Origin of the sequence: Streptomyces sparsogenes subsp. cuspidosporus (assembly GCF_039532705.1) — a bacterium.
In the GTDB taxonomy this organism is placed as follows: domain Bacteria; phylum Actinomycetota; class Actinomycetes; order Streptomycetales; family Streptomycetaceae; genus Streptomyces; species Streptomyces sparsogenes.
In genome coordinates this window covers 51,527-75,314 of record NZ_BAAASD010000033.1, presented here as the reverse complement: position 1 = coordinate 75,314, position 23,788 = coordinate 51,527, and the positions used below count along the sequence as shown (strand labels likewise).

Genomic DNA, 23,788 nt, shown 5'->3' with positions numbered 1-23,788 from the left:
TTTTACGGAAAGCGGCATTCCGCTTTGCTCCGCGCGGGGGTGCGGCGGCCGAGCCGAATACCTGTTCAGACCGTAGCGGTAACGTCATACCCGGGAATGCTCCCCGCACGGCCCACCCCCGAAAACGCCCGGAACTCAACCGGAGTTCGCCCGCGCCGGCGTCTGACCGCACGTCATACTGGGCATGATTTCCGGGTCCCCTCTCATTGATCACGGAATTCGTCAGCCGGCCGCGGCGGAAAGGAGACGGGCCGATGGAAAACGCCCCCCTGCGCCGGGACCCGGTGCTCCGGATCAGCGGGACGCACTTCCCGGTGGAGACCCTCGGGCCCGGCCGGCGGCTGGGCGTCTGGCTCCAGGGGTGCGGGCTGGCCTGCGCCGGGTGCATGTCGCGGCACACCTGGGACCCGGGGGGTGGCGCCCCTCGTACGGTCTCGTCCCTGCTCGGACTGTGGCGCGCCGCACTGGCGCGGGGGGCCGACGGGCTGACGGTCAGCGGCGGCGAGCCACTCGACCAGCCGGCCGGCCTGGCGGCCCTGCTGGCCGGGGCGGACCTCGCCCGCGCGCGGGCACGGGCGCCGGGCGGCCCGGCGGCCGGGCGCGACATCGACTTCCTCCTGTACACGGGCTACGAGGAGGACGAAGTGGAGCGCGACGCGGCGCGCTCCGCCGCGGTCCACCACGCCGATGTCCTGGTGACCGGCCGCTTCCGGGCGGCCGAGCCCACGCGTCTGGTGTGGCGCGGCTCGGCCAACCAGCGCATGCGGCCGCGTACGGCCCTGGGGCGGGCGCGCTACGAGGCGCATCTGACCCGGACGGCGAGTGGACCCCGTCTGCAAGTGGTCGAGGGAGAGGACGATGTGCGGCTCTACGGAGTGCCGTTGCGCGGCGAACTGTCGGCGCTGGAGCGCCGCCTGCGGCGAGCGGGGGTGCGCCTCACGAGCCCGAGCTGGCGCCCGTGAGGGTGGCCGCGGGCGCGGGGGTCTGCCGGGGCGCGGGGGTCTGCGCGGGCGCGGGCTGGGCTGCGGGCGCGGGCTGGGGCGGATATCGGGGCGGGGGGAGCGGGCGCGTGGTCCGCGGCCGGCGCGGTGGTCCCGGCTGCCGCAGGGGTCCGGGCCGGCGCGGTGGTCCCAAATGCGGCGGGCGTCCGGGCCGGCGCAGGGGGCGCGGTCGCCGCACAGGTCACCGTCGGCCCAGCGGGCGGAGTCGGCGCGATGGGTGCGGGGACGCCGGTCGCCCCAGCGCGCGCCATTGCCGCAAGGGCCGCCGTCGGCGTGGCCGCCGCAGGGGTCCCGGCCTTCGCAGGGGGCGCAGGAGTCACCGTCGCAGGGAGCGCGCGGGTCACAGTGCGCCTACGGCCTCGGCTATGTCGCGGGTGCGGACCACCAGGTGCACTCGCCAGCGGGCGTCCCGGGCGAGTTCGTCGCGGATCGCCCAGCGCAGCCAGGTCGCGCTGACCGCCGGGGACAGCCCGCCCCGGCCCGCGCCGAGCAGAGGGAAGCAGATGGACGACAGCTCGGGCCGGTACCGGTCGCGCTCCGTGCGGGCGAGCGCGAAGCACGCGCTGACCGCACGCGCGATGCTCTCCGGGCGCACCTCGTACGTGTCGTCCTGCGGGGTGGCCACCGCGGCGTGGTAGATCCGCCGGACTCCGCGCGCGGCGAGCGCCCCGGACGACGTGGGCACCACCGTGCCAGGCCGCACCGGCAGCCCCGGGCGCCCATGGGCGCGCAGCCACGCGGCGAGTTCCCGCGTGAGCACATCGTCGACGATCTCCCCGGCGGGGTCGCGCACGGCGGCGGCGAGGCGCAGCGCGCCGGAGACGGTCGGCCGGAAGGTCTTGGACATCTCCAGGTAGACGTTCTCCGAGGAGACCAACACCTCGATGTCGCGGAGCAGTTCTATGGGCGAGACGTGCACGGTGACCGTGCTACGCGCGTCCACCGGAACGCTGTCGACCCGCAGCGGGGGCTCCTGTCCGACCTGGCCGGCCGCGCCCCCTGCTCCGCCGACGCCGCCCGCGCCCTCCGCGCCGCCTTGGCGGCCTCGCCCGCCCGCGCCGCCCTGCGTGTCCTGGCCGCCTGCCCCGACTGCGCCGCCTGTGCCGCCTGCCCCGGCTGCACCGACTGCGCCGACTGCGCCGACTGCGCCGCCCGAGGGTGGAGGACCCCCCGGGGCCGTCTGCCGGGCGGGCGCGGGGGGCGGTTCCCGCAGGACGGTCAGGACGGCCTCGGCGAGCTGCTGGATCACCTGCGGTTCCTGATGTCTGCGGAACCGCTCGGGGGTCACCCCGTACACGCCGGCGGCCATCTTGCGGCGGTCGGCGGCGGGGGCGCCCCGGCGGTCGGGGAGCAGTCCGAAGGTGTGGGCCGCGGCCCGGCCGAGCAGGTCCTTCTCGCCGAGCCGCCGCACGGCCTCCTTGAGCAGGGCCTCGATGCCGGCCGGGGCGTCGTCGGGGCCCTCGCAGAAGCCACCCGCCACGGCCGCCGCGCGCAGCGCCGGCCGATCGGTACCGCGCAGGCCGGCCAGCCCCGGCCTGCGGATGTTTTTCAGTTCGTCCAGGAGTTGATCGTATGCGGGCGGAGTTGACGGCAATGGCTCCTGAATCATGGTCACCAGGCTAGCGGCGGGCGACGGAAGAGGAAATCGCGCCCACGCCCGCCCCGCCGCTTTGCCGTGCCTCGCCACGCACGGGAATTCCGGGCCGTACGGGAACGCATTTCCGATTCCCGGGGCCTTTTTCTTGATCCACGGCCCGTTGATCTCCACCCCTCCCGTCATGACGCACGAGGTGACTGATGTGACCCAGCCGCAAGAACCGCCCGCCACGGAATACGAGGAATACGAGCCCGGCGCAGAGCATGGGCCTGACGCATCACACCGGCCCGACCCAGAGCATGAGCCCGGCTCAGGGCATGAGCCCGGCCCAGAGCACGGCACGCCCGAGGAGAACCAGCCGTACGCCGCCGGACCGCCGCCCACCGAACACGAGGAGCCACCACCGCCGCTCCCGCCACCCGCCGCGGCGGCCACGGCCGCCGCGCCCACCGAGGCAGAGTTCCCGAGCGGGGTCGCGGACACGCCCGCGCAGGTCGCGCACGGGGGACGCGACCTGCGCGGGGACACCTCGCTGCTGCCGCTCTCGCTGCGCGACCGGTTCCGGCTGCGGGCCGTGCTGCGCCGCCCCGAGCGCCCGTACCAGGCGGCGGTCTACCGCGTCGAGGACGACCACGGCACCCACATCCTCAAGTGGTACCACCGCGGCCACGCCCCCGAGCCCCGGGTGTGGGAGCTGCTGGGCGAGCGGCCGCGCCGCCACCTCACCCACTTCACCGAGACCGACGACACCGGGGCGGACGGCCACCCGTACGACCTGGCCCCCTCCTACGGCGAGACCGACCTCGCGCGCTACCTGAAGGACAACCCGGGCCCCGTCGACCCCGCGCTCGTCCTCCACGTCGTACGGCAGCTCCACGAGGCCCTCACCACCCTGCACGAGCTGAACATCGTGCACCGGGACCTCAGCCCGGCCAACATCGTGCTCGGCAGCCTGGACCCGGCCGCCCCGGACCTCGTCCTCGTCGACTTCGCCGTCTCCGCCTACGAGCCCGACGAGCGCTACACCCGCGACGAGCGCTGGGTCGGCACCGCCCTCTACATGTCCCCGCAGGCCTCGCTGCGCAACCAGCTCATCCACCCGCCCGCCGACTGGTGGTCGCTCGGGATGATCGTCGCCGAGATGGCCGGCGGCCGACACCCCGTCCCGTTCACCGACAACGACTTCGTCCGGGAGGAGATCAGCTCCCGCGCCCCGGACCTGTCGCTGGTCACCGACCACCGGCTGCGGCTGCTCTGCATGGGGCTGCTCACCCGGGACCCCGAACGCCGCTGGGGCACCGACGAGGTGGCGCAGTGGCTGGTGGGCGGCTCGCCGCCGATCGCCCCGTGGGAGGCGGGCGCCGCCCCCGGCGCCTCGGACCCGGCCGAGGACCCGGACATCGAGCCGTTCGCCTTCGTCGGCGAGCAGTTCACCAAGCCGAGGCAGCTGGCGAGGGCCTTCAATGACAACTGGGTGCAGACCCGGCGCACCCTGGGCCGCCGCCGCGACCGGGGCGAGTTCGTCCGCTGGCTGCGCCAGTTCGAGGGTCGGCCGGGCCGCGACCCCGACGAGCTGGCGGCGCTGCTCGACCTCCTGGAGCCGCACACGTACGCGGTCCCGCTCCGGGAACCGGAGCCCACCACCCTGGTGCGGCTGATCTCCTGGCTCGGCCCCACCCTCGACGCCTCCTACCGCGGGGTGCCGCTCGACCCCCAGGGGCTGGGCGACCTGCTGAGAGGGGCCGAGGCGCGCGACGCGCGCGCCCTCTCCATCGTCGAGGACCTGCGGGACCACGCGATCCTGCCGCTGCTGGAGTCGCGGCCCGGCGGCGAGGGGCTGGCCGAGGTGCAGCAGCGGTGGCTGACGGCCCGCTCACGCTGGCGGGGCCTCGTCGACGAGGTGATCCAGGAGTCACCCCGGCTGCGCGGCATGCGCGCCGGGGTCCGCGACGCCACCCGGCTCGACCGCTCCCGGCTCATCGCCCTGCTGTCGCTCGCCGCGGCCCCCGAGGTGTACCGGCAGCGGCTCGTGGAGAGCGCCGCCACCGCCCTGGCCCGGCTGCCGCAGCCGGTGGCCTGGTACGAGCGGCTGGTGCGCGACCCCGGCGACCTGGTCCGGCTGCAGCTGGCCGTCTGGCTGGCCGGGCTCGCCGACCAGGAGGCCGCTGAGGCGCAGGCCCGGCTCGACGGCGAGCGCGCGGTCCTGCGCCAAGCGCGCGACCTGGACGTCGCCGCCCGGTGGGTGAGCAGACAGGACCGACTGCCCACGCTCGGCTGGGCCCTCGGCGGGGCGTTCGCGGCCGTCTTCCCGTGGATCTTCCTCATCGGGCTGAGCGACGTCGGCGGGAGCCCGGCCCAGCAGACGGTGCTGACGGCCTGGATGCTGTCCGTCCCGGGGGCCGCCGCGGTCGTGGCCATGGAGCTGTGGACGGCGTACCGCATCGGAAGCCCCGGCTACCACCCTGACCGTTCGCTCGCCGGGCTGCTGACCGACCGCACGCTGCCCGTCGCCCGCTTCATACGGCGCCCCGGCGCGCGCTTCCCCGTCCGCGGCCTGCTCATCCTGCTGCCGATCGGCCTGCTCTGGCTCACCCTCCGCTACGCCGCCTGGGTGTGGCCGATGGCCACCGTGGCCGCCCTGGCCTTCTGGACCTGGCACCGGCTGCGCGGCTGGCGCCGCCATGTGGCGGAGCTGCGCGCCCGGGACGACCAGGCGCGCCGCGACCGCCACCCGAGAACCACGAGAACACGGCCGACGACGACACCGCCGACAACGACGGCGGCCGCCCCTTCGCGATCAGGAAGCGCCACATGAGTTCAGGACAGGCCGACTTCACCCTCGACGCCGTGCTGCCGGACGTGTCCTTCCCGCAGCCCCCGGCCGTCGCCGACCCCTTCCAGACCACGGTGCCCAGCGGCGTGCAGGACGGCGTGCGGGGCACCGGCGTCTCGGACCACGCCCGCGACACCGTCAGCGACAACATCGGCGGGCACATCCCCGGGCACATCCCCGGAAACGTCGGCCGGCACCTCGGGGAGGCCGTCCACAACGCCACCGGCCACGCGCTGGACGCGGCCATGGACCAGCTCCACGACATGGTGGTGCCCGCCCTGATCGGCCTCGGCTCGCTGAGCGGGGCCGTGCTCGCCGGCCGCGCCGCCATGGCCGGCGCGCAGGTGCTCGCGGCCGCCGCCATCCGGGCCGCCGAGGCCCAGGCCGAGCTGCGGCAGCGGCAGTTGGAGGCGAGCCAGGCGGCAGCCTGCTGGCGGGACGTCGCATTCGCCGCCGTCCGGGCCAACGCCCGCATCGACGCGCTGGGCGCGCGGATCCGGCGGGCGGCCGCGGCCGCCGGGCCCGACGGGCCGCCCGACCCGCCCGACCTGCCGCCGCCGCTGACCCTCGTCGGCCTGAACCTGGAGGAGGCGTGGCGGCGGCTGGCCGACACCGACCGCCGGCTGCGCGGCGCCGAGGCCGCGTACGCGCGGGCCACGATGGCGGCGGTCGGCAGCTCGGCGCCCGGGACGTACCCGGAGGCCTCCGCCTGGCACATCAAGCTGCGCGCCCGGCGCCGCCGCGCGCTGGAGGAGTACGAGGCGGCCGCCACCGAGGCCGAGACGCGGGCCTCGGCTCCCCCGCCGCCGCGGGCCGCCCCCTCGGCCGCGGGGGCGGCCGCGCCCACCGAGGACGAGGTGCTGCGGCAGGGCGCCGACCTGCTGGCCATGCTGCCGCGGAACGTGTCGGTGGCGGACTACCGGCTGGTCGAGGAGAAGGTCACCGTCGCCGCGGAGGTCGCCACCCGGCGGCCCGCCGCCGCCAAACGGCACCTGCGCGAGGCCGCCCGCTTCGCCGAGCGGCTGACGCGCGAGGCCGAGCGGCGGCAGGAGACCGAGGAGTGGGCGGCCCAGCGGCTGGCCTTCCTCCGCGACGTCCCGCCCGGCGCCCCCGCCCCGCTGCCCGACGCCACCGCGGAGATCGCGATCCTGCGGCGCTGCCTGGACGACGGCCGGCCGCCGGAGGCCCCCGAGCGGGACCGGGTCGAGGCCCGGGTCGGCGAGCGCGTCGACGCCTACCAGCGGGCCTACGCCGCGGAGGTGATCCGCGCGGCCGTCCGGCGCTCGGATCCCGGGACGGCCACCCTGGCGGCCCGCTGCTCCGCCTCCGCGACGGACCAGGTGATCGAGTGGACCCCGCCGGGCTGGGGCGACGACCACTGGCTCCGCGTCACCGTGGACGCCCACGGCACCGCCCGGGTCGCCACCATGCACCGCGACCGCGACCCGGCCGAGGAGACCGAGGCCGACCGCGAACTCGACTGGCGGCGGTGCGTCGAGGCCCCCGACCACCTGCGGGAGCTGCGGCGGCTGGCCGAACGGGCCGGCCTCGCCCTGCCGTTCACCTTCGACGAGCCGCCCGCGCGCCCGGCCCCGCGCACGGCGGCCCGGCCCGCCCACGACCACCGCCCCGCGCGCAAGGCCCGCCACCGCGACCGCGACCAGGAGCAGCATCGATGACCGAGGCAGGAACGGCGCCCGTACCCCCGGCGGGCCGCGGAGACCGCAGGCTCCCGGCCTTCGTCGAGGAACTGGTCGGCACCCTCAGCGTCCACTCCCAGTACGTGCTGCACGGCAGCATCCGCGACCTCCACCTCGTACACCACGACAGGGCCCCCGACGAGGACGGCCCGGACCGGCAGTACGACGCCCACCACACCCTCACCGAGGTGTTGTGGAACGCCCTCTGGCAGGAGGGCTACGAGGCCCTGATCCGCTTCGACATCGCGGACGGCTTCACCGTTGTCACCGGCCCCGCCGAGAACCAGGTGCGCGAGCTGCTGCACGGCCGCCACTCCCCCGCGCCGGACCGCGCCCGGCGCGCCGACACCGCCGTACAACTGGCCGACGCGGAACGGACGCTGCGCTCGATCGTCACCGGCTGGAAGGAGCAAGGTCAGCGGCGGCCCAACCCGCCCGACGGCCGGCCGCGCCCCGGCACGACACAGCGCCTGGACCCGTATCGCGTGGTCGTCCTCGTCGACTACGCCGCCCGGATCCCCACCGATGTCACCCGGCTCAGCGACCCGGAGCGGGACTTCTTCCTCAACTGCCTCAAGCTGGCCGAGGACGCCAGGCCGATTCCGTACCGGAGGACGGGGCGGGCGCTGTTCAACCCCGTGATCTGGCTCGCCGAAGGCGAACGCGACCTGCCCACCTGGCTGGTGGCCGGCAGCGAAAGGGTCCGCACCATCGGCATCCCGCTGCCCGACCTGGGCAGCAGGCGACGCATGGCGCAGCTGCTCGCGAAGGAGCACATCGCCAAGGAGGAGCGCGGGGGCGGGCGGATACGGCTCGACAAGGACCGGCTCGGCAAGGACCGGCTCGACAAAGACCGGCCCGGTGACGGCCTGTCCGGTGAAGGACCGCTCGGGGAGGACCGGCCCGGTGAAGGGCGGACGCCGGACGAACACGACATCGACACCTTCACCAGGGCCACCGCCGGGCTGACCCTGCGCGCCATGCGGGAAAGCGCCCACATGGCGCTCGACCGGGGGCTGTCGTTCGCCGAGATGCGGGACGCCGTGCGGATCTACCAGCTCGGCGTCAAGGACAACCCCTGGCAGGCGGACTACGTCCGCAAGCAGATCAGGAACGGCGAGGCGTACATCCGCTCCCGCGTGAAGGGCCAGGAGAAGGCGGTCGGCAAGACGCTGGACATCCTCAAGCGCGCGGCCCTCGGCCTGTCCGGCGCCCAGGCCTCCCATCCCGGCAGCCGGCCGCGCGGTGTGCTCTTCTTCGCGGGTCCGACCGGCACCGGCAAGACCGAGCTGGCCAAGTCGGTGGCCCATGTGCTGTTCGGCACCGAGGACGCCTGTCTGCGCTTCGACATGAGCGAGTTCTCCGCCCCGCACTCGGTGGACCGGCTGCTCGGCGCGCCCCCGGGGTACGTCGGCTACGAGGCCGGGGGCGAGCTGACGACGGCGGTGCGCAACGACCCGTTCCGGGTGGTGCTGTTCGACGAGATCGACAAGGCGGACAAGGGCGTGCTGGACAAGTTCCTCCAGGTGCTGGAGGACGGCCGGCTCACCGACGGGCAGGGGGTCACCACGTACTTCAGCGAGTGCGTGCTGATCTTCACATCCAACCTCGGCGTCAGGAAGCGGACCGGCGAGGGCGGGCGCACCGGGCGGGTGGCCGAGCCCGGCATGCCGTACCACCAGCTGGAGGAGATCATCCTGAGCAACGTCAAGGAGCACTTCGTCGAGGAGATCGGCCGCCCGGAGCTGATGAACCGGCTCGGCGGCAACGTGGTGGTCTTCGACTACATCGACGCCAAGGTGGCCGCCGAGATCTTCGACTCCCAGGTGGGCAACATCCAGCGGGTGCTGCGGGAGGAGCAGGGGGTGCACCTGCGGCTCTCCGAGGAGGCCCACCGGGCGCTGTCCGACTACTGCACGTCCGATGTCCACAACGGCGGCCGGGGGATCGGCATGCTGCTGGAGACGCATCTGATCAACCCGCTGGCCCGGGCGCTGTTCGACCAGGAGGCGCTGGCGGGCACGGCGGTCACCGTCACCGGCGTACGGCCGGCCGGGGACGGGACGGTGGCCCTGGACCTGCGGGTCGCACGGTGAGCGGCGGGGCCGCGCCGGCGGGCTGGTGGCGCGAGGACGACGACGACGAGGAAGGGCCGGAGGAAGGACCCCTTCCGGAGGAAGCACCGGCGGAACGGGAGCCCGGGCGCGAGCCGGAGTCCGGGCCGCCGCGCGGGCCGCGGTGGCAGTCGCTCGAGGAGCCGGGACCGACGGTAGACCCTGGGCCGGCGGTAGACCCTGAGCCGACGGTACGACCCGACCGGGCGATACACCCAGAACCGGCCATACCACCCGATCGGGCGGTGCGGCCCGAGCCACCCGCCCGGCCGGGTCCCGGCGGCGGCACAGGGCCGGGCCGGGCCGGGTCCTCGGTGTCCGAGCCCTGCTGGAGCTGCGGCGCGGCGATGGCCCCCCGCGACGCCCGCTGCCCGTCCTGCGACAGCACGCGCACCCATGTGCTGCTGATCTGCGGCGACCCCTGTCTGGAGCTGAGACACGGCCCCGGCCCGCCGCTCACCCTGGGCCGCCACCCGGACTGGGCACCGCGCACCGCCGCCTTGTTCGCCGACCGGCCGAAGATCTCCCGGCGCCACGCCTCGATCACGGTGGAGCCGGACGGGACCGCGTGGGTCGAGGAGCCCCCCGCGGGCAGCCACAACGGCACGTTCCTCAACAACGCCCGGCTCGCACCCGGCATCCGCACCCCGTTGCGCGACGGCGACCAGCTCCGGCTCGGCCTGCGGGTCAGCATCGCCGTACGGCTGTACGGGCCGGGCCCCGCCGCCGGCCCCGCGACCGCTACCGCCACCGGCCCCGACGTCGGCTGAGCCGGGGCCGGGGCCGGGGCCGGTCGGGCCGGGGGGCGGAGCCGGGGCCGGTCCGGCCGGGCCGCGGGGCGGCAACCCCCGTGCCGCCCCGCGCGCCTCACATCCGCATGCCCGGCGGCACGATGACCGCCCGCAGCGGAGCCAACAGCCGGTTGGCCTCGCCCGCCCCCTCGAACGTGCCGAGGTTGTGCGCTTGCCCCGGCACCGTCTTCAGCGGCTCCGCCCCGCAGCGGTCGCCGAACAGCACCACGGCGTGGTGCGGCCGGTGGCGCCGCGACTGCCACCGCAGCCCTTGGGCGCGCGGCATCTGCCGCCGTATCTCCCGGGCCCAGGCGCGGGTCTGCGCGTAGCCCGGCCCGTCGGTCTCCAGCAGCCACGCGTCCTGGAACACCGCGGCCAGGTCCTCCTCCGTGACCAGATCCACCAGGAGCAGGTCCTCGGTGAGCCGCAGCTTGGACAGCGAGCGGATCGCCGCCTTCGCCCACGGCACCTGACGCGTCCCGGCCGGCCAGGTGAACGCCATGTCCCGCAGCAGCACCTCGGCCAGCGCGGTGGTCGGTTCCAGGGCCGCGTACAGATAGGAATACGGGTCGTCGGCCGTGCCGTCGAAGCGACTGCCGCCGAAGTGGGAGTGCGCGGTGACCGGGTTGAACGCGGTGCAGGAGAACGCCGTCTCATGACACCGCCACAGCTCGGTGCCCGCCTCCAGGACCGACAGGTTCGGACTCATGCGCGCGTCCTCGCACGGGGCCTGCTCTACCATGCGCCGTCTCCGATCAGCGCGGCGGCGGCCTCGGTCAGCAGCGCGTCCGGCACCTGGCCGACCAGCGCGGCGGGCGTGTCGCGCAGCCAGGCGTTGCCGGCGAGCCACCAGTCGGCCGCCCCCCAAGGGTCCTGGTCGGACAGCAGCAGTCTGTTGATCCGCTGCACCACCGGCCGTGGCTCCCCGGTATCCGGATCGAACTGGAAGTCCGGGTAGCGGTCCCCCAGTTCCGGATCCGTCAGACGGATGAGCCCGGCCCGGTCCGGATCCTGCGCGGCGGCGCCCGTCAGCCGCTCCGGGCCGCGCGCGGGCACGGTCAGCAGCCGCTGCCTGACTCCCCGGGCGATCTCGGCGCTCGCCGGGTCGAGCGCCGGCCAGTCCACCGACTCCAGCAGCCGTATCACTTCGTCGAGTTCCCCGGCGTCCGGCAGGACCGCCGACGGCGCCGCGCCCCCGGACCGGAACTGATCCATCCGCCTGCGCAGTTCGTTCTCGCGCGGCAGGGCAAGCAGACATCGCCGCACCTCGAGCACCGCGAGGCGTATGGCCCTCGTGTCGTCCCCCACCTCCCCGAGCCGTCGCACGCTGTCCTGGAAGCGGGCGTACTGCGCGGCGGTGAGCGACGCGCGGATCTCCGGCAGATGCCGGCGCAGCAGTCCCAGCAGATCGTTCGTGGTCATGGCCGTCCTCCCGCCACAGTGGCCTGGGCAGCCGGGTTGCCCTGGTGGATGAATCCACCCCAGGACACGACCCGGGCCAGCCCCCGCACATTGCCCTCGGTCTCCGCCAGCAACTCATCTGTCAGCCCGGGCACGGGTCCGCGCTCGGGATCCAGCATCCACAGCTGCGCGGCCCGCAACGCGTCCGGCGGGGCCAGCCCGGACACGGTCAGGTGGTGGTGGAAGACCACCATCAACGCGGCGGACGCACTGTCCGACACCTTCCACCGCGAACCCACGACATCCGTGGCCCCCCGCGCCAGCAACGCCGTCGTCGGCGTCAGCGCCTCGTCGTGATCCCGGCTGCTGAGGTCCGTCTCACAGGCGCTGAGCACGATCAACGGCCCCGCGATCCCCTCCCCGACCGGCCCGGCCGGTACGTCGAGAATGCGGGTCACCGTCAACCGGCCGGTCCCGTCGTCGCCTTCGGCGAGGTGGAGCGCCGAGTCGGTGGGCCGCAGCCCCGCCAGCCCATGCACCACGAGATGCAGCAACGAGGCGGCAGGCGCGGCCGGGCCGTCGGGAAGGTGGGCCAGCACATCCTCAGGCGTGCCCAGAGCACCTTCCGGCGCCTCCTCATGCCACCCGTAGACCCGCGCCCCCGGGTAGTACGCCTCACGCAAGGCCGCCACCTCATCCCGCGCCCACAGCAAGTCACCACTCGGATCCGCCACCAACACCGCCCGCTCCCCCACCGCCATCCGGCCACGCCGCGCAGCCCGCAGAAACTCCCCACCCGACGCCGCGTACGACACCACCGCCACCTCACACACATACGTGTACGGGCGACCCACGTCCGCCTCCGCCGCAGGCAGCCGAGCGGCATGCCAGGGCACCGCACCGAGATTGCCGCACGGCACGAGAACGAGCCGGACAGGGCGGTCCCGTTCGTCCGGCCAGTCCGCGGTACGCGACCTCAGGCCCTCCAGCACCGGCCCGACCACGGCCGGACCCGCCCAGTCGCACAACGCCTCCAACGCGGCTTCCCACTGCCGGTGAGCCTCGTCGTACGCGTCCAGGTCACTCTCGGGCACGGCCGAACGCCGCGCGCCCGCGTCCAGATAGCGCTCCAGCGGCTCCCGGCCCAGCGCGCCCAGTCCCGGCAGCTCCAGCGTGGAGGGCTCACCGCCGCGCGGCACCAGGACCGCCGCGCCGTCGGCGGTGGTCTGGCCGGGCACCAGGTACACCAGGGCGTCGGCGCCGACGGTCCGCAGGCCCTCCCGCAGGGCCGCGACTCCGGGGGCGGCGAGCAGGCCGCGCAGCGCCGCCGAGCCGCCGCCGTCGGGGCGCCGCAGCGCGTCCAGCGCGCGGCGTCGGAGGGTGCTGGGGATGGCGAGGCCGGGGGTGGGCTGGGCCGTCATGACCTGGGAGAGCGCGGTGCGGATCTCCTCCGGGGTGCCCGCGCCGAGGCCGATGTCACCGCTGCCCGAGCCACCACTGCCCAAGCCACCACTGCGCGAGCCACCGCTGCCCGAACCACCACTGCGCGAGCCACCGCTGCCGGAGCCACCGGTCGCGCCGTCACCGCCGAGGCTCGTCGCGCCGGCCGTCGGCGCGGTCTGGACCGGGAGGTCCCGTACGGCGCTGCGCCACTGCTCGGCCAGCTCCGCCTCGCCGCGGGCGGCCAGCTGCTCCGCGACCCCCGCCGCCGCGGCCGCCGCGCGCAGCACCAGCCCCCGCCCCGCCTCCAGCGACTCCACGGCCTCGGCGACCCGCCCGTCCGCGGCGGCCCACTGGGCGGCGAGCAGGCCCCTGCTCGCCCCCGCCCTGGCCACCTCGAGGCCGTGTTCGGCGCCGAGTTGCAACAGCACGTCCTCGGCCAGCACCCGCAGCGACTCCTGCGCGGCGCCCACCGCCGCGCCCCGGTCGTCGTGCTCCCGGTCGTCGCGCAGGCGGTACGCCTCGGCCAGCTCCCACAGCACCTTCTGCCTGACCTCGGGGCTGGACCGCTCGGTGAGGTCGCGCCGGGCCCGCTCCAGCTCGCCGACCGCCTCCTCCAGGGCGGAACGCTCGCCGTTGATCCTGTGGATGGCCAGCAGGGCGTACACGATGGCCTGCCGGATGCGGACGTGCTGGTCGGGGGTCGAGGCGGGGCCGTCGAGGGCCCGGCGGGCCCGGGCCACGGCGTCGGAGACGCGGGCGGGGTCGCGTTCGACCAGGGAGGAGACGGCCAGGACGGGCGCCCAGCAGGCGTCCATCAGAGGCCGCGCGAAGGTGGGGGTCCTGGGGTGTCCGGCCGCTTCTTCGAGATAGGCGACGGCGGTGCGCAGGGCCGTGGCCCCACCGTCCAGGGCGGCCAGGCTCAGCTGGGCCACCCCGAGCAGGAAGAGCACCAGGAACTGCCACTCGCTGTGTTCGCCGGTCTCCTCCAGCAGGTCGAGCAGCTCGTCGAGCAGGTCCTCCAGCTTTTCGGTGTCCCGCTCGTCCGCGGCCTCGGTGATGCGCAGATGGAGGTGCATGCACTGGTTGCAGGTCCGCAGCCCTGCGGCGGCGCGCCCGGTGGCGTGCGCCGAGTCGAACACCGAGGAGGCGGGGCCGAAGAGGGCGTCGAGCCGGGCGCGCGCCTGGTCGCGGTCCTTCAGGTTGCCGCCCAGTGTGTTGGCCGCGGCCAGCAGGCCGGGCGAGATCAGCCCGGCCATCCAGCCCACCCGCCCGGACCCCCCGTCACCCACCGCGCCGTTGATCAGCTCCGCCGCCTCGGCCAGCCGGTCGGCGTCGCCGGTGCGTACGCCGTGGGCCATGCGGCTCATGGCGGCCCGGAGGGCGGTCTCCGCCTCCTCGCCCGCCGGGCCCCGGCTCACCGCCTCGACCAGGGTCTCGAGGTCCTCCGGGCGGACGGTGCCGGGGACTTCGAGCTCCAGCAGGAGAGCGATCTGGGCGGAGATCTTGGCGACCTCCTCGTCGGAGATCTCCTCCGACCGCCCGGCCGCATCGCCGCCCCCGGCGCTGTCCCCGGTGTCGGCCCCGGTGTCGGCCCCGGCGCCGCCGCTGGTGCCGTCCCCGGGGCCGCCCTCGGTGAATTCGGCGGCCATCCCCGCCAGGGCCGACAGCGCTTCGGAGCCTGGCCCCGGCAGGTACTTCGCCATCCGCTCCGCCAGGTCCACGAGTTCCCCGCGGTCTCCCGAGCGCGCGATCTCGGGAGCCCGTTGGAGGGTCTCCGCCATCCACGTCAGAGGAACGCCCGCCATCCCGGGCACCGACGACGACAGTTCGGTCAGCAGCCCGCCCAGCTCCGCGAGGTCGCCGGTGAGCTCCGGGTCGCCCTCCGATATCCGGCGGCCCACCTCGAAGCTCTCCATGAGCTGGGGCAGCGTGCCGTTCCACCCGATCACCATGGCGGGCGTCAGCAGCAGCTGGATCTGGTTGAGGGTGGCGAAGAGCTTGTCCCGGCGGTCGAGCGCCCCGGCGGCGCGGGCCGCGCGCAGCAGCCCCAGCCCCCGGGCCCGGTCGGCGTCCGTGGGGTTTCGCCGGTAACGGTCGGCGTACAGGCCGCCGAGCCGGGCCCGTACGGTGCACAGCAGTGGATCACCGTCCGGTGCGACGGTGGCCAGCTCGGCCTCGATCGCTTCGAGCCGCGACAGCGCCTGGTCGACGAGCGCGGGATCGGGTGGCGTAGGCGGCGGGGCGGAGTCCGGAGGCGGCCCCTCGGCGAGTGGGCTGGGCTCGGCCAGTGTCCGGGCCTCGGCCGCGGCCTGTGCGGCTCGGTCGCGTAACGCCGCGATGTCCTTCGCGTGCACGAGCCCGCCCCCCCTTCGCCGCGTGGCGCTCCCTCCATCATCCGCCCGCAGGCCCGGGCGCAGGAGGGGTTTGATCGGCTCTGCCGGAAACCGACCGGAAGGCGTCCGCGAATCACCCGGAGTGCTTGTCGCGCAGCACGTACAGGCCCGCGGCAGACGCGAGCACCACGACGCCCGTGGCGATGCTGATCAGGAGCTGCTGGATGCCGTCGAAGACGAAGCTGGTGGAGGCGTTGACGACGAGGCCGATCGTCAGGACGGCCCAGAGCAGGGACTTCATGGGGGTTCCTTCCAGGATCCTTCGGGAGAGGTGGCGACTGCCTGTGCGATCAACGATGCCGCCCGGGCGCGCGGCGTTCGAGGGAGCGCCCTCCCGAAGTCATGGTGGAGTGCGCTACACCATCGGCCGGGGTGAGTGCCCGCCCGCGCCTCCGCTGCAGGTCACCTAGCCTGAGGCCATGCGGGAGACAATGGAGCAGGCGGGGCGGGCCACGGCCCAGCTGATGCGGGGGGCCGCGCTGGCCCTGGTCTCGTATCTCTTCATCGGACTGCTGCTGTTCACAGCCTTCGCGACGGTCCTCGTGGTCGGCGCGGGCGTGCTGCCCGAGACGGTGCTGCTGCTGCGCAGGATGGCCGGGTTGAAGCGCCGGCAGACGGCGGCCTGGACGGGACGGCCGGTCCCGGAGGCGTACGCGCCGCTCACCGGCGAGCTGTTCGAGCGGGTGCGCACGGCGACCCGGGACCCGGGCACGTACCGGGATCTGCGCTGGCTCTTCGCACACTTCGGCTACGGCCTGCTGCTGGCCTACGCCTCGCTGATCGTGTGGTCCTTCGGCTGGTTCGTGGACGGGGTGTGGTGCGGGCTGCTGAGGCGCCCGGCGGTGGTGCTGCCGCTGGTCTCGCGCCTCGCCGACCTCGACGCCGCCTGGTCGGGCGCGCTGCTGACGCCGTCCCCCGAGGCGCAGCGCAGCGCCGCCCTCGCCGAGCGGGTCGAGGAGCTGACCGTCACCCGGGCGGGCGCGGTGGCCGCGCACGGTGCCGAGCTGCGGCGCATCGAGCGGGATCTGCACGACGGGGCCCAGGCCCGGCTGGTGGCCCTGTCGATGCGGGTGGGGCTGGCCAGGCGGGCGTTCGACAAGGACCCCGACGCGGCGCGCAGGCTCCTCGACGACGCGCAGAACCAGGCCGAGGAGGCGCTGACCGAGCTGCGCCACGTCGTCCGCGGCATCCATCCGCCGATCCTCACCGACCGCGGCCTGCTCGGCGCGGTGCGCGCGCTCGCGGCGAGCAGCGGGCTCGATGTGGCCGTGGACGCGGACGGGCTCGAGGGCGAGGACGTGCCGCGCGCGCCCGCGGCGGTGGAGGCGGCCGCGTACTTCGTGGTCGCGGAGGCGCTGACCAACGCCGCCAAGCACAGCGGCTCCGAGCGCGCCTGGGTGGAGTTGGCCCGTACGGCGGGGCGGCTGCGGGTCGTGGTGCGCGACGAGGGGCGGGGCGGCGCCGAGACCCCCGCCCCAACGGCTTCCGCTCCAACGGCCTCCGGGACGGGCGGCGGGGGGACGGGCGGCAGTGGGCTGCTGGGCATGCGTCGCCGGGTCGCGGCGCTGGACGGGATCATGGAGGTGACCAGCCCTGCCGGGGGGCCGACCGTGATCGAAGTGGAGTTGCCGTGCGCGTGGTGATCGCCGAGGACAACGCGTTGCTGAGGGAGGGGCTGGTCCTGCTGCTGACCTCCGCCGGCCACGAGGTGGCGGCGGTCGCCGGCAGCGGCCCCGAGGTGCTGCCCGCGCTCCTCGAACACCGCCCGGACGTGGCCGTCCTCGATGTGCGCATGCCGCCGGGCTTCCGCGACGAGGGCCTGCGCGCGGCGCTCGCGGCCCGCCGGGAGATCCCCGACCTTCCGGTGCTGGTGCTGTCGCAGTACGTGGAGGAGACGTACGCCGCGGAGCTGCTGGGCGGCGGGGCGAGCGGGGTCGGCTATCTGCTGAAGGACCGGGTGGGCCGGGTGGACGAGTTCCTGGACGCCCTGGAGCGGGTCGCGGCGGGCGGCACGGCGCTGGACCCGGAGGTGGTGACGGAGCTCATGACCCGCCGCCGCGACGATCCGCTGGACTCCCTCACGCCGCGCGAGCGAGAGGTGCTGCACCTGATGGCGGAGGGCCGCGACAACACCACCATCGCGAAGACGCTGGTGGTGTCGGACCGCGCGGTCAGCAAGCACATCGGCAATATCTTCGCGAAGCTGGGCCTGCCGCCGAGCGACAGCGGGCACCGCCGGGTGCTGGCGGTGCTGGCGTATCTGAACAAGGGGTGAGGCGGCACCGCCGACGACGCGGCGGCTTTGCGGTGAGCAGCGGCTCTGCGGTGAGTACGGGACAGCGACACGCCGTGGCGTCGGCGTGTCGCTGTCCCGTACTCACCGCGGATGTCACCCGCCGGCCGGGCCCGACCCCGGGTACCGGCCCCGCAGCGCGGCCCGGGCCGGGGGCAGCGTCCCCGCGGCCGTGGTCACCGCGACCACGGCGACGATCACCAGGCCCTGGACCGGCGGCAGATACGGCACCGTACGGGCCATCGCCACGCTGAACGCGAGCAGCGGCACCGAGGCCACGGCGGCGCCCACGGCCAGCCCGGTCACCGCCGTGGCCCCCGCCTCGAGGCGCAGCATCCGCCGCAGTTGGCGCCGCCCGGCCCCGGCGAGGCGGAGCAGCCGCAGCTCGGGGCGGCGGCCGATGGTGATGAGCGAGAGGGTGCTGAGGACGGCGATCACGGTGAAGGCCCCGATCGCGGAGACCGCGGCCACCGTGACCACCTCGACGAGCGCCTGGTCCTCCGGCTCGACGTGGAGGGGCGCGGGGTCCGGTGTCACCCGGGCCCCGGGGACCGCCGCCGCCAGCGCCTCGGCGACCGCGGCGCGGTCGGCGCCGGGCCCGGCGGCGACCAGGATCCGGCCTGCCCCGGGGGTAGAGGTGTGCCGCAGCAGCTCGTCACGGGACAGGAGGAAGTCGCCGAGGGCGAGGGCGCGGTCGTACGTCGCCACGACCCGCAGCTTCGCCTCCGCCCCGTCCCCGAAGCGCAGCGTCACCGTGGAGCCGGGCCGGGCGCCGAGCGAGCGCGCCCGGTCGGCGCCGATCGCGACGGTGCCGGGCCGCAGCCCGCTGAGGCCGCCGTCCCGCACCCCCGGGTCGAGGGTGCGCGGAAGGCCCTGGGGGGTCAGGCCGAGGACCGGGAGCCGGTCGACGCGTGGCTCGCCGGTCTCCCGGCGGGCCAGCACCACCGTGCCGCGTACGACGTCCGTGGCCGCCCGCACCCCGGGCACGCGCCGGATCCGCTCCACGGCGCCGTCCGGCAGCCCGCCGTCCGCGCGCACCGCGAGGTCGGCCCGCATGGCGTCGCGGGCCTGGGCCCCGCCGGCGTGGGTGAGCGTCGCGCCGCCCGACAGCTGGACCGCGGCGAAGGCGGTGACCAGGATGATCGGGGTGAGGGCCGCGCCCAGGCGGGGCGCGGCGGCCGCGCAGTTGGCGGCGGCGAGGCGGCCGCCGGGCCCGCCGAAGCGCCGCATCGGCGCGCCGAGCACCCGCATCGCGCCCATGGCGATCCACGGCCCGAGCACGGCGCACCCGACGACCATGGTCATCGCGGCCGCCCCGGCCGCCATGGCCGCGGTCTGGCCGGACTGGAGGACGGCCGTCCCCGCCGACCCGGCCCCGAGGGCGAGCAGCACCAGCCCGGTGACGCGGCGCGCGGTGCCGGGGGGCGCCTCGCGCAGCGCCTCCGCGGGGCGGAGCTTCGCGGCCCGGGCGCAGGCAAGCCACGCCGCCGCGCGGGCGATCAGGACCGTGAGCCCCCCGGTGACCAGCGGGGCGGGCCACAGCCAGGGCGGGAAGGGCAGGACGAGACCGGGGGGCAGCGCGCCGCACGCGGCGAGCAGCGCGCGCAGCCCGGCGTACGCGGGGAGCGCCGCCACCGCGCCGACCAGCGCGGCGCGGGCCGCGACCCGCCCCACCTCCCGGCCGATCGCGCCGCGCAGCTGCCGCGGTGTGGCGCCGACCGCGCGCAACAGCCCGATCTCGGGGGCGCGTTGCCGCAGCGCCTGCACGACCGTCGAGGAGACGACGAGCAGCGAGACGAGGACGACGGTCCCGGCCACGGAGGCGAGCAGCTCCAGCACGCCCGCGCGGGCGGACGCGACGCCCAGGAACTCGGGGCCGCCGCGCCCGTCCCCGGTCAGCACCCGGGCCTTCGCCGAGTCGCCGTCGGCGCGATTGCCCACGCTGTGGACGCCCGCCGCGTCCAGCGCGTGCCGCACCCGGCCGTACAACTCATCGGTGCCGACTCCGGAGGCGGCGATCACCCCGATGGCGTCCAGGCTGCCCGGGTGTCCGGCCAGCCGGCGGGCCCGGGCGGCCTCGAAGTAGACGGCGGCGCGCGGGCCGTCGGCCACGCCGACGACGGTGTACGCCGCGTCGACGCCCGCCACCCGCAGGGTGACCCGCTCGCCGGGGCGGGCCCCGCCGCCCATGACCACCTCGCCCGCGCCCTTCGGGGCGCGCCCGTCCCGCAGGGCGTACGGGGCGAGCCGGGCCGCGTCCCAGGGCCGCCCGGCGAGGGCCCGCCCCCCGCGCCCGACCTGGAACACGTCGTCGGGAACGGCCGCCCGGACGCCGGGCACCTTCCGCACCACGTCCAGGGCGCCGCGCTCCACCCGCACCCGCTCGGTGAGCCCGGCCCGCGCCGTCTCGGGGTCGCCGCCCCACGGCTTGGCGGTGAAGCGGGTCTCCTGGTCGCCCGCGACGACCAGGTCGGCCGCCGCGTACCGCTCCACGCGGGGGTGCCCGAGCGCCGTCGAGGTGAGGGCGAGCACGAACGAGCCGAGCAGCAGGGAGGTGAGGGCGAGCGCGGCGAACACGGCGGCCCACGCCTTGCGGTGTGTACGGGCGGCGCGGGAGGCCAGCAGCGCGGTCACGCGCACCGTTCCCCGTCCGGGCGCCGGCGCGCTCATGCCCGCCACCCCTCTCCGCCCTCTCCGCCCGCAGTGCTCTCCGCCGCGTTCTCCCCGGTGTCCCGCCCCAGGCGCTCCATCACGCGGCGCACATCGTCCGCTCCGGGCCGGTCCAGCCGCCCGACGGCCCGCCCCCGCACCAGGAAGAGGGCCTCATCCGCCCAGGCCGCCGCGACCGGGTCATGGGTGACCATCACCACCGTGTGGCCGTCGCGGTCGACGGCCCGCCGCAGCAGCGCCAGCACGCCCTGCGCGGTGGCCGGGTCGAGTGCGCCGGTCGGCTCGTCCGCGAAGACGATGTCGGGCTCGGTGACCAGCGCGCGGGCGATGGCCACGCGCTGCCGCTGCCCACCGGACAGCTCCGCCGGCCGGTCCTCTCCCCGCGCTCCGAGCCCCACCGCCGCAAGCGCCCGCGCGGCCCGCCCGTCGGGCGGCGCGCCCCCGAGCAGCAGGGGCAGGGCGACGTTCTCCGCGACGCTCAGCGACGGCACGAGGTTGTGCGCCTGGAACACGAAACCGATCCGCTCCCGCCGCAGCCGCGTCAGCGCGCTCTCCTTGAGCGAGGCCAGTTCCGTGCCCCCGACCCGCACCGTCCCCGCCGTCGGCCGGTCGAGCCCGGCGGCGCACTGCAGCAGGGTCGACTTCCCGGACCCGGACGGCCCCATCACGGCGAGGAACCGGCCGCGGGGCACCGCGAGGTCGACGGGGTGCAGCGCGGCCACGCCCCGCCGGTACTCCCGGCTCACCCCCTCCAGCGTGAGCGCGTCGGCCACCGGCCCCGCCCGCTCCGCGCCCACCGTGCCGGCACCGCCCCGCTGCCTGCGCATACGTACGCCCTCTCCCATTGATCGAATGGCTTCCCCATCCGCTCACGAGGCTAGGAACGGGCGGCGGCGCGGGGCAGAGGGCACGCTCCCGTTCCGGGGGTGTAGCGGGCTACACCCCGTGACACCGGCTCCCACATCCCCTGTTGGGGCGCCGGGCACTGGCGATGAGTCGCGTTGGGGGGATGAGCTACTGTCACGGGGGCACATCCATTGGCCCGTCTCATGCGTCTCTTGAGTAAGCGGCACTCTCAACATCGCCGCCCCCCAGGGGCATTTGGAGCATAAGTCTTGAAAACCGGCATCAAGGGCATTCGTCGCGCATCCGCTGTGGCCGTCATCGCCGCGGGCGCCGTTCTGAGCGCCGGGGCGCTGGCCCCCGCGCAGGCCGCCACGGTCGCGACCCCCACGATCACCGCCAAGGGCGGCTTCGTGATGAACAACGGCACGGGGAAGTCCCTCTACACCAAGGCAGCGGACACCCGTCTCTCCACCGGCTCCACCACGAAGATCATGACGGCTCGGGTGGTACTCGCCCAGCCGAATCTGAACCTGGACGCGAAGGTCACGGTCCAGAAGGCGTACAGCGACTACATCGTCGACAACAACTGGGCCTCCTCGGCGCGTCTGATCGTCGGCGACAAGGTCACCGTCCGCCAGCTGCTGTACGGGCTGATGCTGCCGTCCGGCTGCGACGCCGCGTACGCGCTGGCCGACAAGTTCGGCACCGGGTCCACCCGGGCCGCGCGCGTGAAGTCGTTCATCGGCAAGATGAACACGACCGCCAAGAACCTCGGCCTGAAGAACACGCACTTCGACTCGTTCGACGGCATAGGGCACGGCGCCAACTACTCCACGCCGCGCGACCTGACCAAGCTCGCCAGCAACGCGATGAAGTACTCCACGTTCCGTACGGTCGTGAAGACCAAGTCGACCAAGCAGAAGGTCACCACGAAGAACGGTGGCTACCGCTACATGGAGTGGAAGAACACCAACCCGCTGCTGGGCACCTACTCGGGCACCATCGGCGTGAAGACCGGCTCGGGCCCGGAGGCCAAGTACTGCCTGGTCTTCGCCGCCACCCGGAACAACAAGACGATCATCGGCACGGTCCTCGCCTCCTCGACGGTGGACAACCGCACGGTGGACGCGAAGAAGCTGCTCGACTACGGCTTCAAGAAGTAAGCGCCGACGGCGTTCGCCCGGGCCCGCCCGCGACCGGCTTCCGGTCGCGGGCGGGCCTGTGTCGCGAGCGGGCATGTGTCCCGATCCGACCAGGCGGCTGCCGCGGTCCGACTGGACCGCCTCCCCGGCGCGGCGGAACGGCCCCGGGGGTGTCCGCTGCCACACTGGGCGGCCATGGACGTCACCGCTCGTATCGAGTCCGTGTACGCGCAGATCGTGCGCCGCAACCCTGGGGAAGCGGAGTTCCACCAGGCGGCGGGCGAGGTGCTGCACACCCTCGCGCCCGTGCTCCGCGCGCACCCGGACCATCTCGACGCCCGGATCGTGGAGCGGCTGTGCGAACCGGAGCGACAGATCATCTTCCGGGTGCCCTGGGTCGACGACCAGGGCGACATCCATGTGAGCCGGGGCTTCCGGGTGGAGTTCAACAGCGCCCTCGGGCCGTACAAGGGCGGGCTGCGCTTCCACCCCAGCGTCAACCTGGGCATCGTGAAGTTCCTCGGCTTCGAGCAGATCTTCAAGAACGCCCTGACCGGGCTCGCCATCGGCGGCGGCAAGGGCGGCGCGGACTTCGACCCCAAGGGCCGCTCCGACGCGGAGGTCATGCGCTTCTGCCAGTCCTTCATGACCGAACTCCACCGGCACATCGGCGAGCACACCGACGTGCCGGCCGGGGACATCGGGGTGGGCGCGCGCGAGATCGGCTATCTGTTCGGCCAGTACAAGCGGCTGACCAACCGCTTCGAGGCCGGCGTCCTGACCGGCAAGGGCGTCGCCTGGGGCGGCTCGCACGCGCGCACCGAGGCCACGGGGTACGGCACCGTCCACTTCGCCCAGGAGATGCTGCGCACCCGTGGGCGCGGGTTCGACGGCTGCGATGTGATCGTCTCCGGGGCCGGCAATGTGGCCGTCTACGCCATCGAGAAGGTCCACGCCCTCGGCGGCCGCGTGATCGCCTGCTCCGACTCCTCCGGGTACGTGGTCGACCCGGCCGGGATCGACCTCGACCTGCTCAAGGAGGTCAAGGAGGTCCGCCGGGCGCGGATCCTCGACTACGCCCGGGCCAGGGCGGGCGCGGTGTTCTCCGACCGGGGCTCGGTGTTCGAGGTGGACTGCGACATCGCCCTCCCCTGCGCCACCCAGAACGAGCTGGGCGAGCAGGACGCCGTCGCGCTGGTGAAGAACGGCGTGCTGGCCGTGGCCGAGGGCGCGAACATGCCCTGCACCCCGGCGGCGGTCGAGGTGTTCCGGGAGGCCGGGGTGCTCTTCGGCCCCGGCAAGGCCGCCAACGCCGGCGGAGTGGCCACCTCCGCGCTGGAGATGCGGCAGAACGCCGCCCGCGAGCAGTGGACGTTCGAGCAGACCGAGGCGCGGCTGGCCGAGGTCATGTCCGATGTCCACGCGCTGTGCCGGGCCACCGCCGAGGAGTACGGCTCGCCCGACGACTACGCCCTGGGCGCGAACGTCGCCGGGTACCTGCGGGTGGCGGAGGCCATGGCCGCGCAGGGCGTGATCTGACCGCCGCCACGCCGGGCGCCGCCAT

The 23,788-nt window shown here is 75.0% G+C and carries 16 protein-coding genes; 9 read left to right on the top strand and 7 right to left on the bottom strand.

What is annotated here, in order from left to right:
• The first annotated feature begins 254 nt into the window (after nucleotides 1-254).
• On the top strand, nucleotides 255-962 hold the full coding sequence (locus tag ABFY07_RS30320) for a 4Fe-4S single cluster domain-containing protein (RefSeq protein WP_346177555.1): 708 nt from the start codon (nucleotides 255-257) through the stop codon (nucleotides 960-962).
• Between the two features lie 379 nt (nucleotides 963-1,341).
• Here ABFY07_RS30320 and ABFY07_RS30315 read toward each other — a convergent pair whose 3' ends face one another.
• The gene (locus ABFY07_RS30315; protein ID WP_346177554.1) at nucleotides 1,342-2,610 is read right to left on the bottom strand and encodes a macro domain-containing protein; all 1,269 of its coding nucleotides are present in this window, start codon (nucleotides 2,608-2,610) and stop codon (nucleotides 1,342-1,344) included.
• Between the two features lie 190 nt (nucleotides 2,611-2,800).
• Between ABFY07_RS30315 and ABFY07_RS30310 the strand changes: the two genes are divergently transcribed.
• From ABFY07_RS30310 to ABFY07_RS30295, 4 genes are all read left to right on the top strand, one after another.
• Nucleotides 2,801-5,413 (top strand): serine/threonine-protein kinase, encoded by a 2,613-nt coding sequence (locus ABFY07_RS30310; protein ID WP_346177553.1) that lies wholly within the window; start codon nucleotides 2,801-2,803, stop codon nucleotides 5,411-5,413.
• Entirely contained in the window at nucleotides 5,410-7,110 is a 1,701-nt protein-coding gene (locus tag ABFY07_RS30305) for a hypothetical protein (protein WP_346177552.1), read from the top strand. The genes ABFY07_RS30310 and ABFY07_RS30305 overlap by 4 nt, the downstream gene beginning before the upstream one ends.
• A complete protein-coding gene (locus ABFY07_RS30300) occupies nucleotides 7,107-9,227 on the top strand; it encodes an AAA family ATPase (protein ID WP_346177551.1) in 2,121 nt (706 codons plus the stop codon). Before ABFY07_RS30305 ends, ABFY07_RS30300 begins: the two co-directional genes overlap by 4 nt.
• A gap of 365 nt (nucleotides 9,228-9,592) precedes the next feature.
• The gene (locus ABFY07_RS30295) at nucleotides 9,593-10,015 is read left to right on the top strand and encodes an FHA domain-containing protein (protein WP_346177550.1); all 423 of its coding nucleotides are present in this window, start codon (nucleotides 9,593-9,595) and stop codon (nucleotides 10,013-10,015) included.
• Nucleotides 10,016-10,112: 97 nt separating this feature from the next.
• Here the strand turns inward: ABFY07_RS30295 and ABFY07_RS30290 are convergent, their stop codons facing one another.
• The 4 genes from ABFY07_RS30290 to ABFY07_RS30275 form a co-directional block, all read right to left on the bottom strand.
• Complete coding sequence (locus tag ABFY07_RS30290; RefSeq protein ID WP_346177549.1) at nucleotides 10,113-10,745, bottom strand: RES family NAD+ phosphorylase; 633 nt, start codon at nucleotides 10,743-10,745, stop codon at nucleotides 10,113-10,115.
• Nucleotides 10,746-10,771: 26 nt separating this feature from the next.
• Nucleotides 10,772-11,458, bottom strand: a complete 687-nt coding sequence (locus ABFY07_RS30285) for a hypothetical protein (protein WP_346177548.1) — start codon at nucleotides 11,456-11,458, stop codon at nucleotides 10,772-10,774.
• Nucleotides 11,455-15,234 carry a CHAT domain-containing protein gene (locus ABFY07_RS30280; protein WP_346177547.1) on the bottom strand — a complete coding sequence of 1,260 codons (3,780 nt, stop codon included), beginning with the start codon at nucleotides 15,232-15,234 and terminating at the stop codon, nucleotides 11,455-11,457. The genes ABFY07_RS30285 and ABFY07_RS30280 overlap by 4 nt, the downstream gene beginning before the upstream one ends.
• Before the next feature lie 112 nt (nucleotides 15,235-15,346).
• Nucleotides 15,347-15,514: a hypothetical protein gene (locus tag ABFY07_RS30275; RefSeq protein WP_346177546.1), complete on the bottom strand. Its 168-nt coding sequence runs from the start codon at nucleotides 15,512-15,514 to the stop codon at nucleotides 15,347-15,349.
• Between the two features lie 178 nt (nucleotides 15,515-15,692).
• On the opposite strand from ABFY07_RS30275, the gene ABFY07_RS30270 reads away from it, so the two are divergent.
• The gene (locus ABFY07_RS30270; protein WP_346177545.1) at nucleotides 15,693-16,916 is read left to right on the top strand and encodes a sensor histidine kinase; all 1,224 of its coding nucleotides are present in this window, start codon (nucleotides 15,693-15,695) and stop codon (nucleotides 16,914-16,916) included.
• A complete protein-coding gene (locus tag ABFY07_RS30265; RefSeq protein WP_346177544.1) occupies nucleotides 16,904-17,548 on the top strand; it encodes a LuxR C-terminal-related transcriptional regulator in 645 nt (214 codons plus the stop codon). The genes ABFY07_RS30270 and ABFY07_RS30265 overlap by 13 nt, the downstream gene beginning before the upstream one ends.
• A gap of 114 nt (nucleotides 17,549-17,662) precedes the next feature.
• On the opposite strand, the gene ABFY07_RS30260 is transcribed toward ABFY07_RS30265, so the two are convergent.
• The gene (locus tag ABFY07_RS30260; RefSeq protein WP_346177543.1) at nucleotides 17,663-20,236 is read right to left on the bottom strand and encodes an FtsX-like permease family protein; all 2,574 of its coding nucleotides are present in this window, start codon (nucleotides 20,234-20,236) and stop codon (nucleotides 17,663-17,665) included.
• Nucleotides 20,233-21,063, bottom strand: a complete 831-nt coding sequence (locus tag ABFY07_RS30255) for an ABC transporter ATP-binding protein (RefSeq protein WP_346177542.1) — start codon at nucleotides 21,061-21,063, stop codon at nucleotides 20,233-20,235. The genes ABFY07_RS30260 and ABFY07_RS30255 overlap by 4 nt, the downstream gene beginning before the upstream one ends.
• Before the next feature lie 288 nt (nucleotides 21,064-21,351).
• Between ABFY07_RS30255 and ABFY07_RS30250 the strand changes: the two genes are divergently transcribed.
• A complete protein-coding gene (locus ABFY07_RS30250) occupies nucleotides 21,352-22,245 on the top strand; it encodes a D-alanyl-D-alanine carboxypeptidase family protein (RefSeq protein ID WP_346177541.1) in 894 nt (297 codons plus the stop codon).
• A gap of 174 nt (nucleotides 22,246-22,419) precedes the next feature.
• On the top strand, nucleotides 22,420-23,763 hold the full coding sequence (gdhA, locus tag ABFY07_RS30245; RefSeq protein WP_346177540.1) for an NADP-specific glutamate dehydrogenase: 1,344 nt from the start codon (nucleotides 22,420-22,422) through the stop codon (nucleotides 23,761-23,763).
• Nucleotides 23,764-23,788 lie beyond the last annotated feature (25 nt).

Coding starts and splice junctions, on each gene's coding strand:
- ABFY07_RS30320 (WP_346177555.1), top strand. CDS start 255: ATGGAAAACGCCCCCCTGCGCCGGGACCCGGTGCTCCGGATCAGCGGG.
- ABFY07_RS30315 (WP_346177554.1), bottom strand. CDS start 2,610: ATGATTCAGGAGCCATTGCCGTCAACTCCGCCCGCATACGATCAACTC.
- ABFY07_RS30305 (WP_346177552.1), top strand. CDS start 5,410: ATGAGTTCAGGACAGGCCGACTTCACCCTCGACGCCGTGCTGCCGGAC.
- ABFY07_RS30300 (WP_346177551.1), top strand. CDS start 7,107: ATGACCGAGGCAGGAACGGCGCCCGTACCCCCGGCGGGCCGCGGAGAC.
- ABFY07_RS30295 (WP_346177550.1), top strand. CDS start 9,593: ATGGCCCCCCGCGACGCCCGCTGCCCGTCCTGCGACAGCACGCGCACC.
- ABFY07_RS30290 (WP_346177549.1), bottom strand. CDS start 10,745: ATGAGTCCGAACCTGTCGGTCCTGGAGGCGGGCACCGAGCTGTGGCGG.
- ABFY07_RS30285 (WP_346177548.1), bottom strand. CDS start 11,458: ATGACCACGAACGATCTGCTGGGACTGCTGCGCCGGCATCTGCCGGAG.
- ABFY07_RS30275 (WP_346177546.1), bottom strand. CDS start 15,514: ATGAAGTCCCTGCTCTGGGCCGTCCTGACGATCGGCCTCGTCGTCAAC.
- ABFY07_RS30270 (WP_346177545.1), top strand. CDS start 15,693: ATGCGGGAGACAATGGAGCAGGCGGGGCGGGCCACGGCCCAGCTGATG.
- ABFY07_RS30260 (WP_346177543.1), bottom strand. CDS start 20,236: ATGAGCGCGCCGGCGCCCGGACGGGGAACGGTGCGCGTGACCGCGCTG.
- ABFY07_RS30255 (WP_346177542.1), bottom strand. CDS start 21,063: ATGCGCAGGCAGCGGGGCGGTGCCGGCACGGTGGGCGCGGAGCGGGCG.
- gdhA (WP_346177540.1), top strand. CDS start 22,420: ATGGACGTCACCGCTCGTATCGAGTCCGTGTACGCGCAGATCGTGCGC.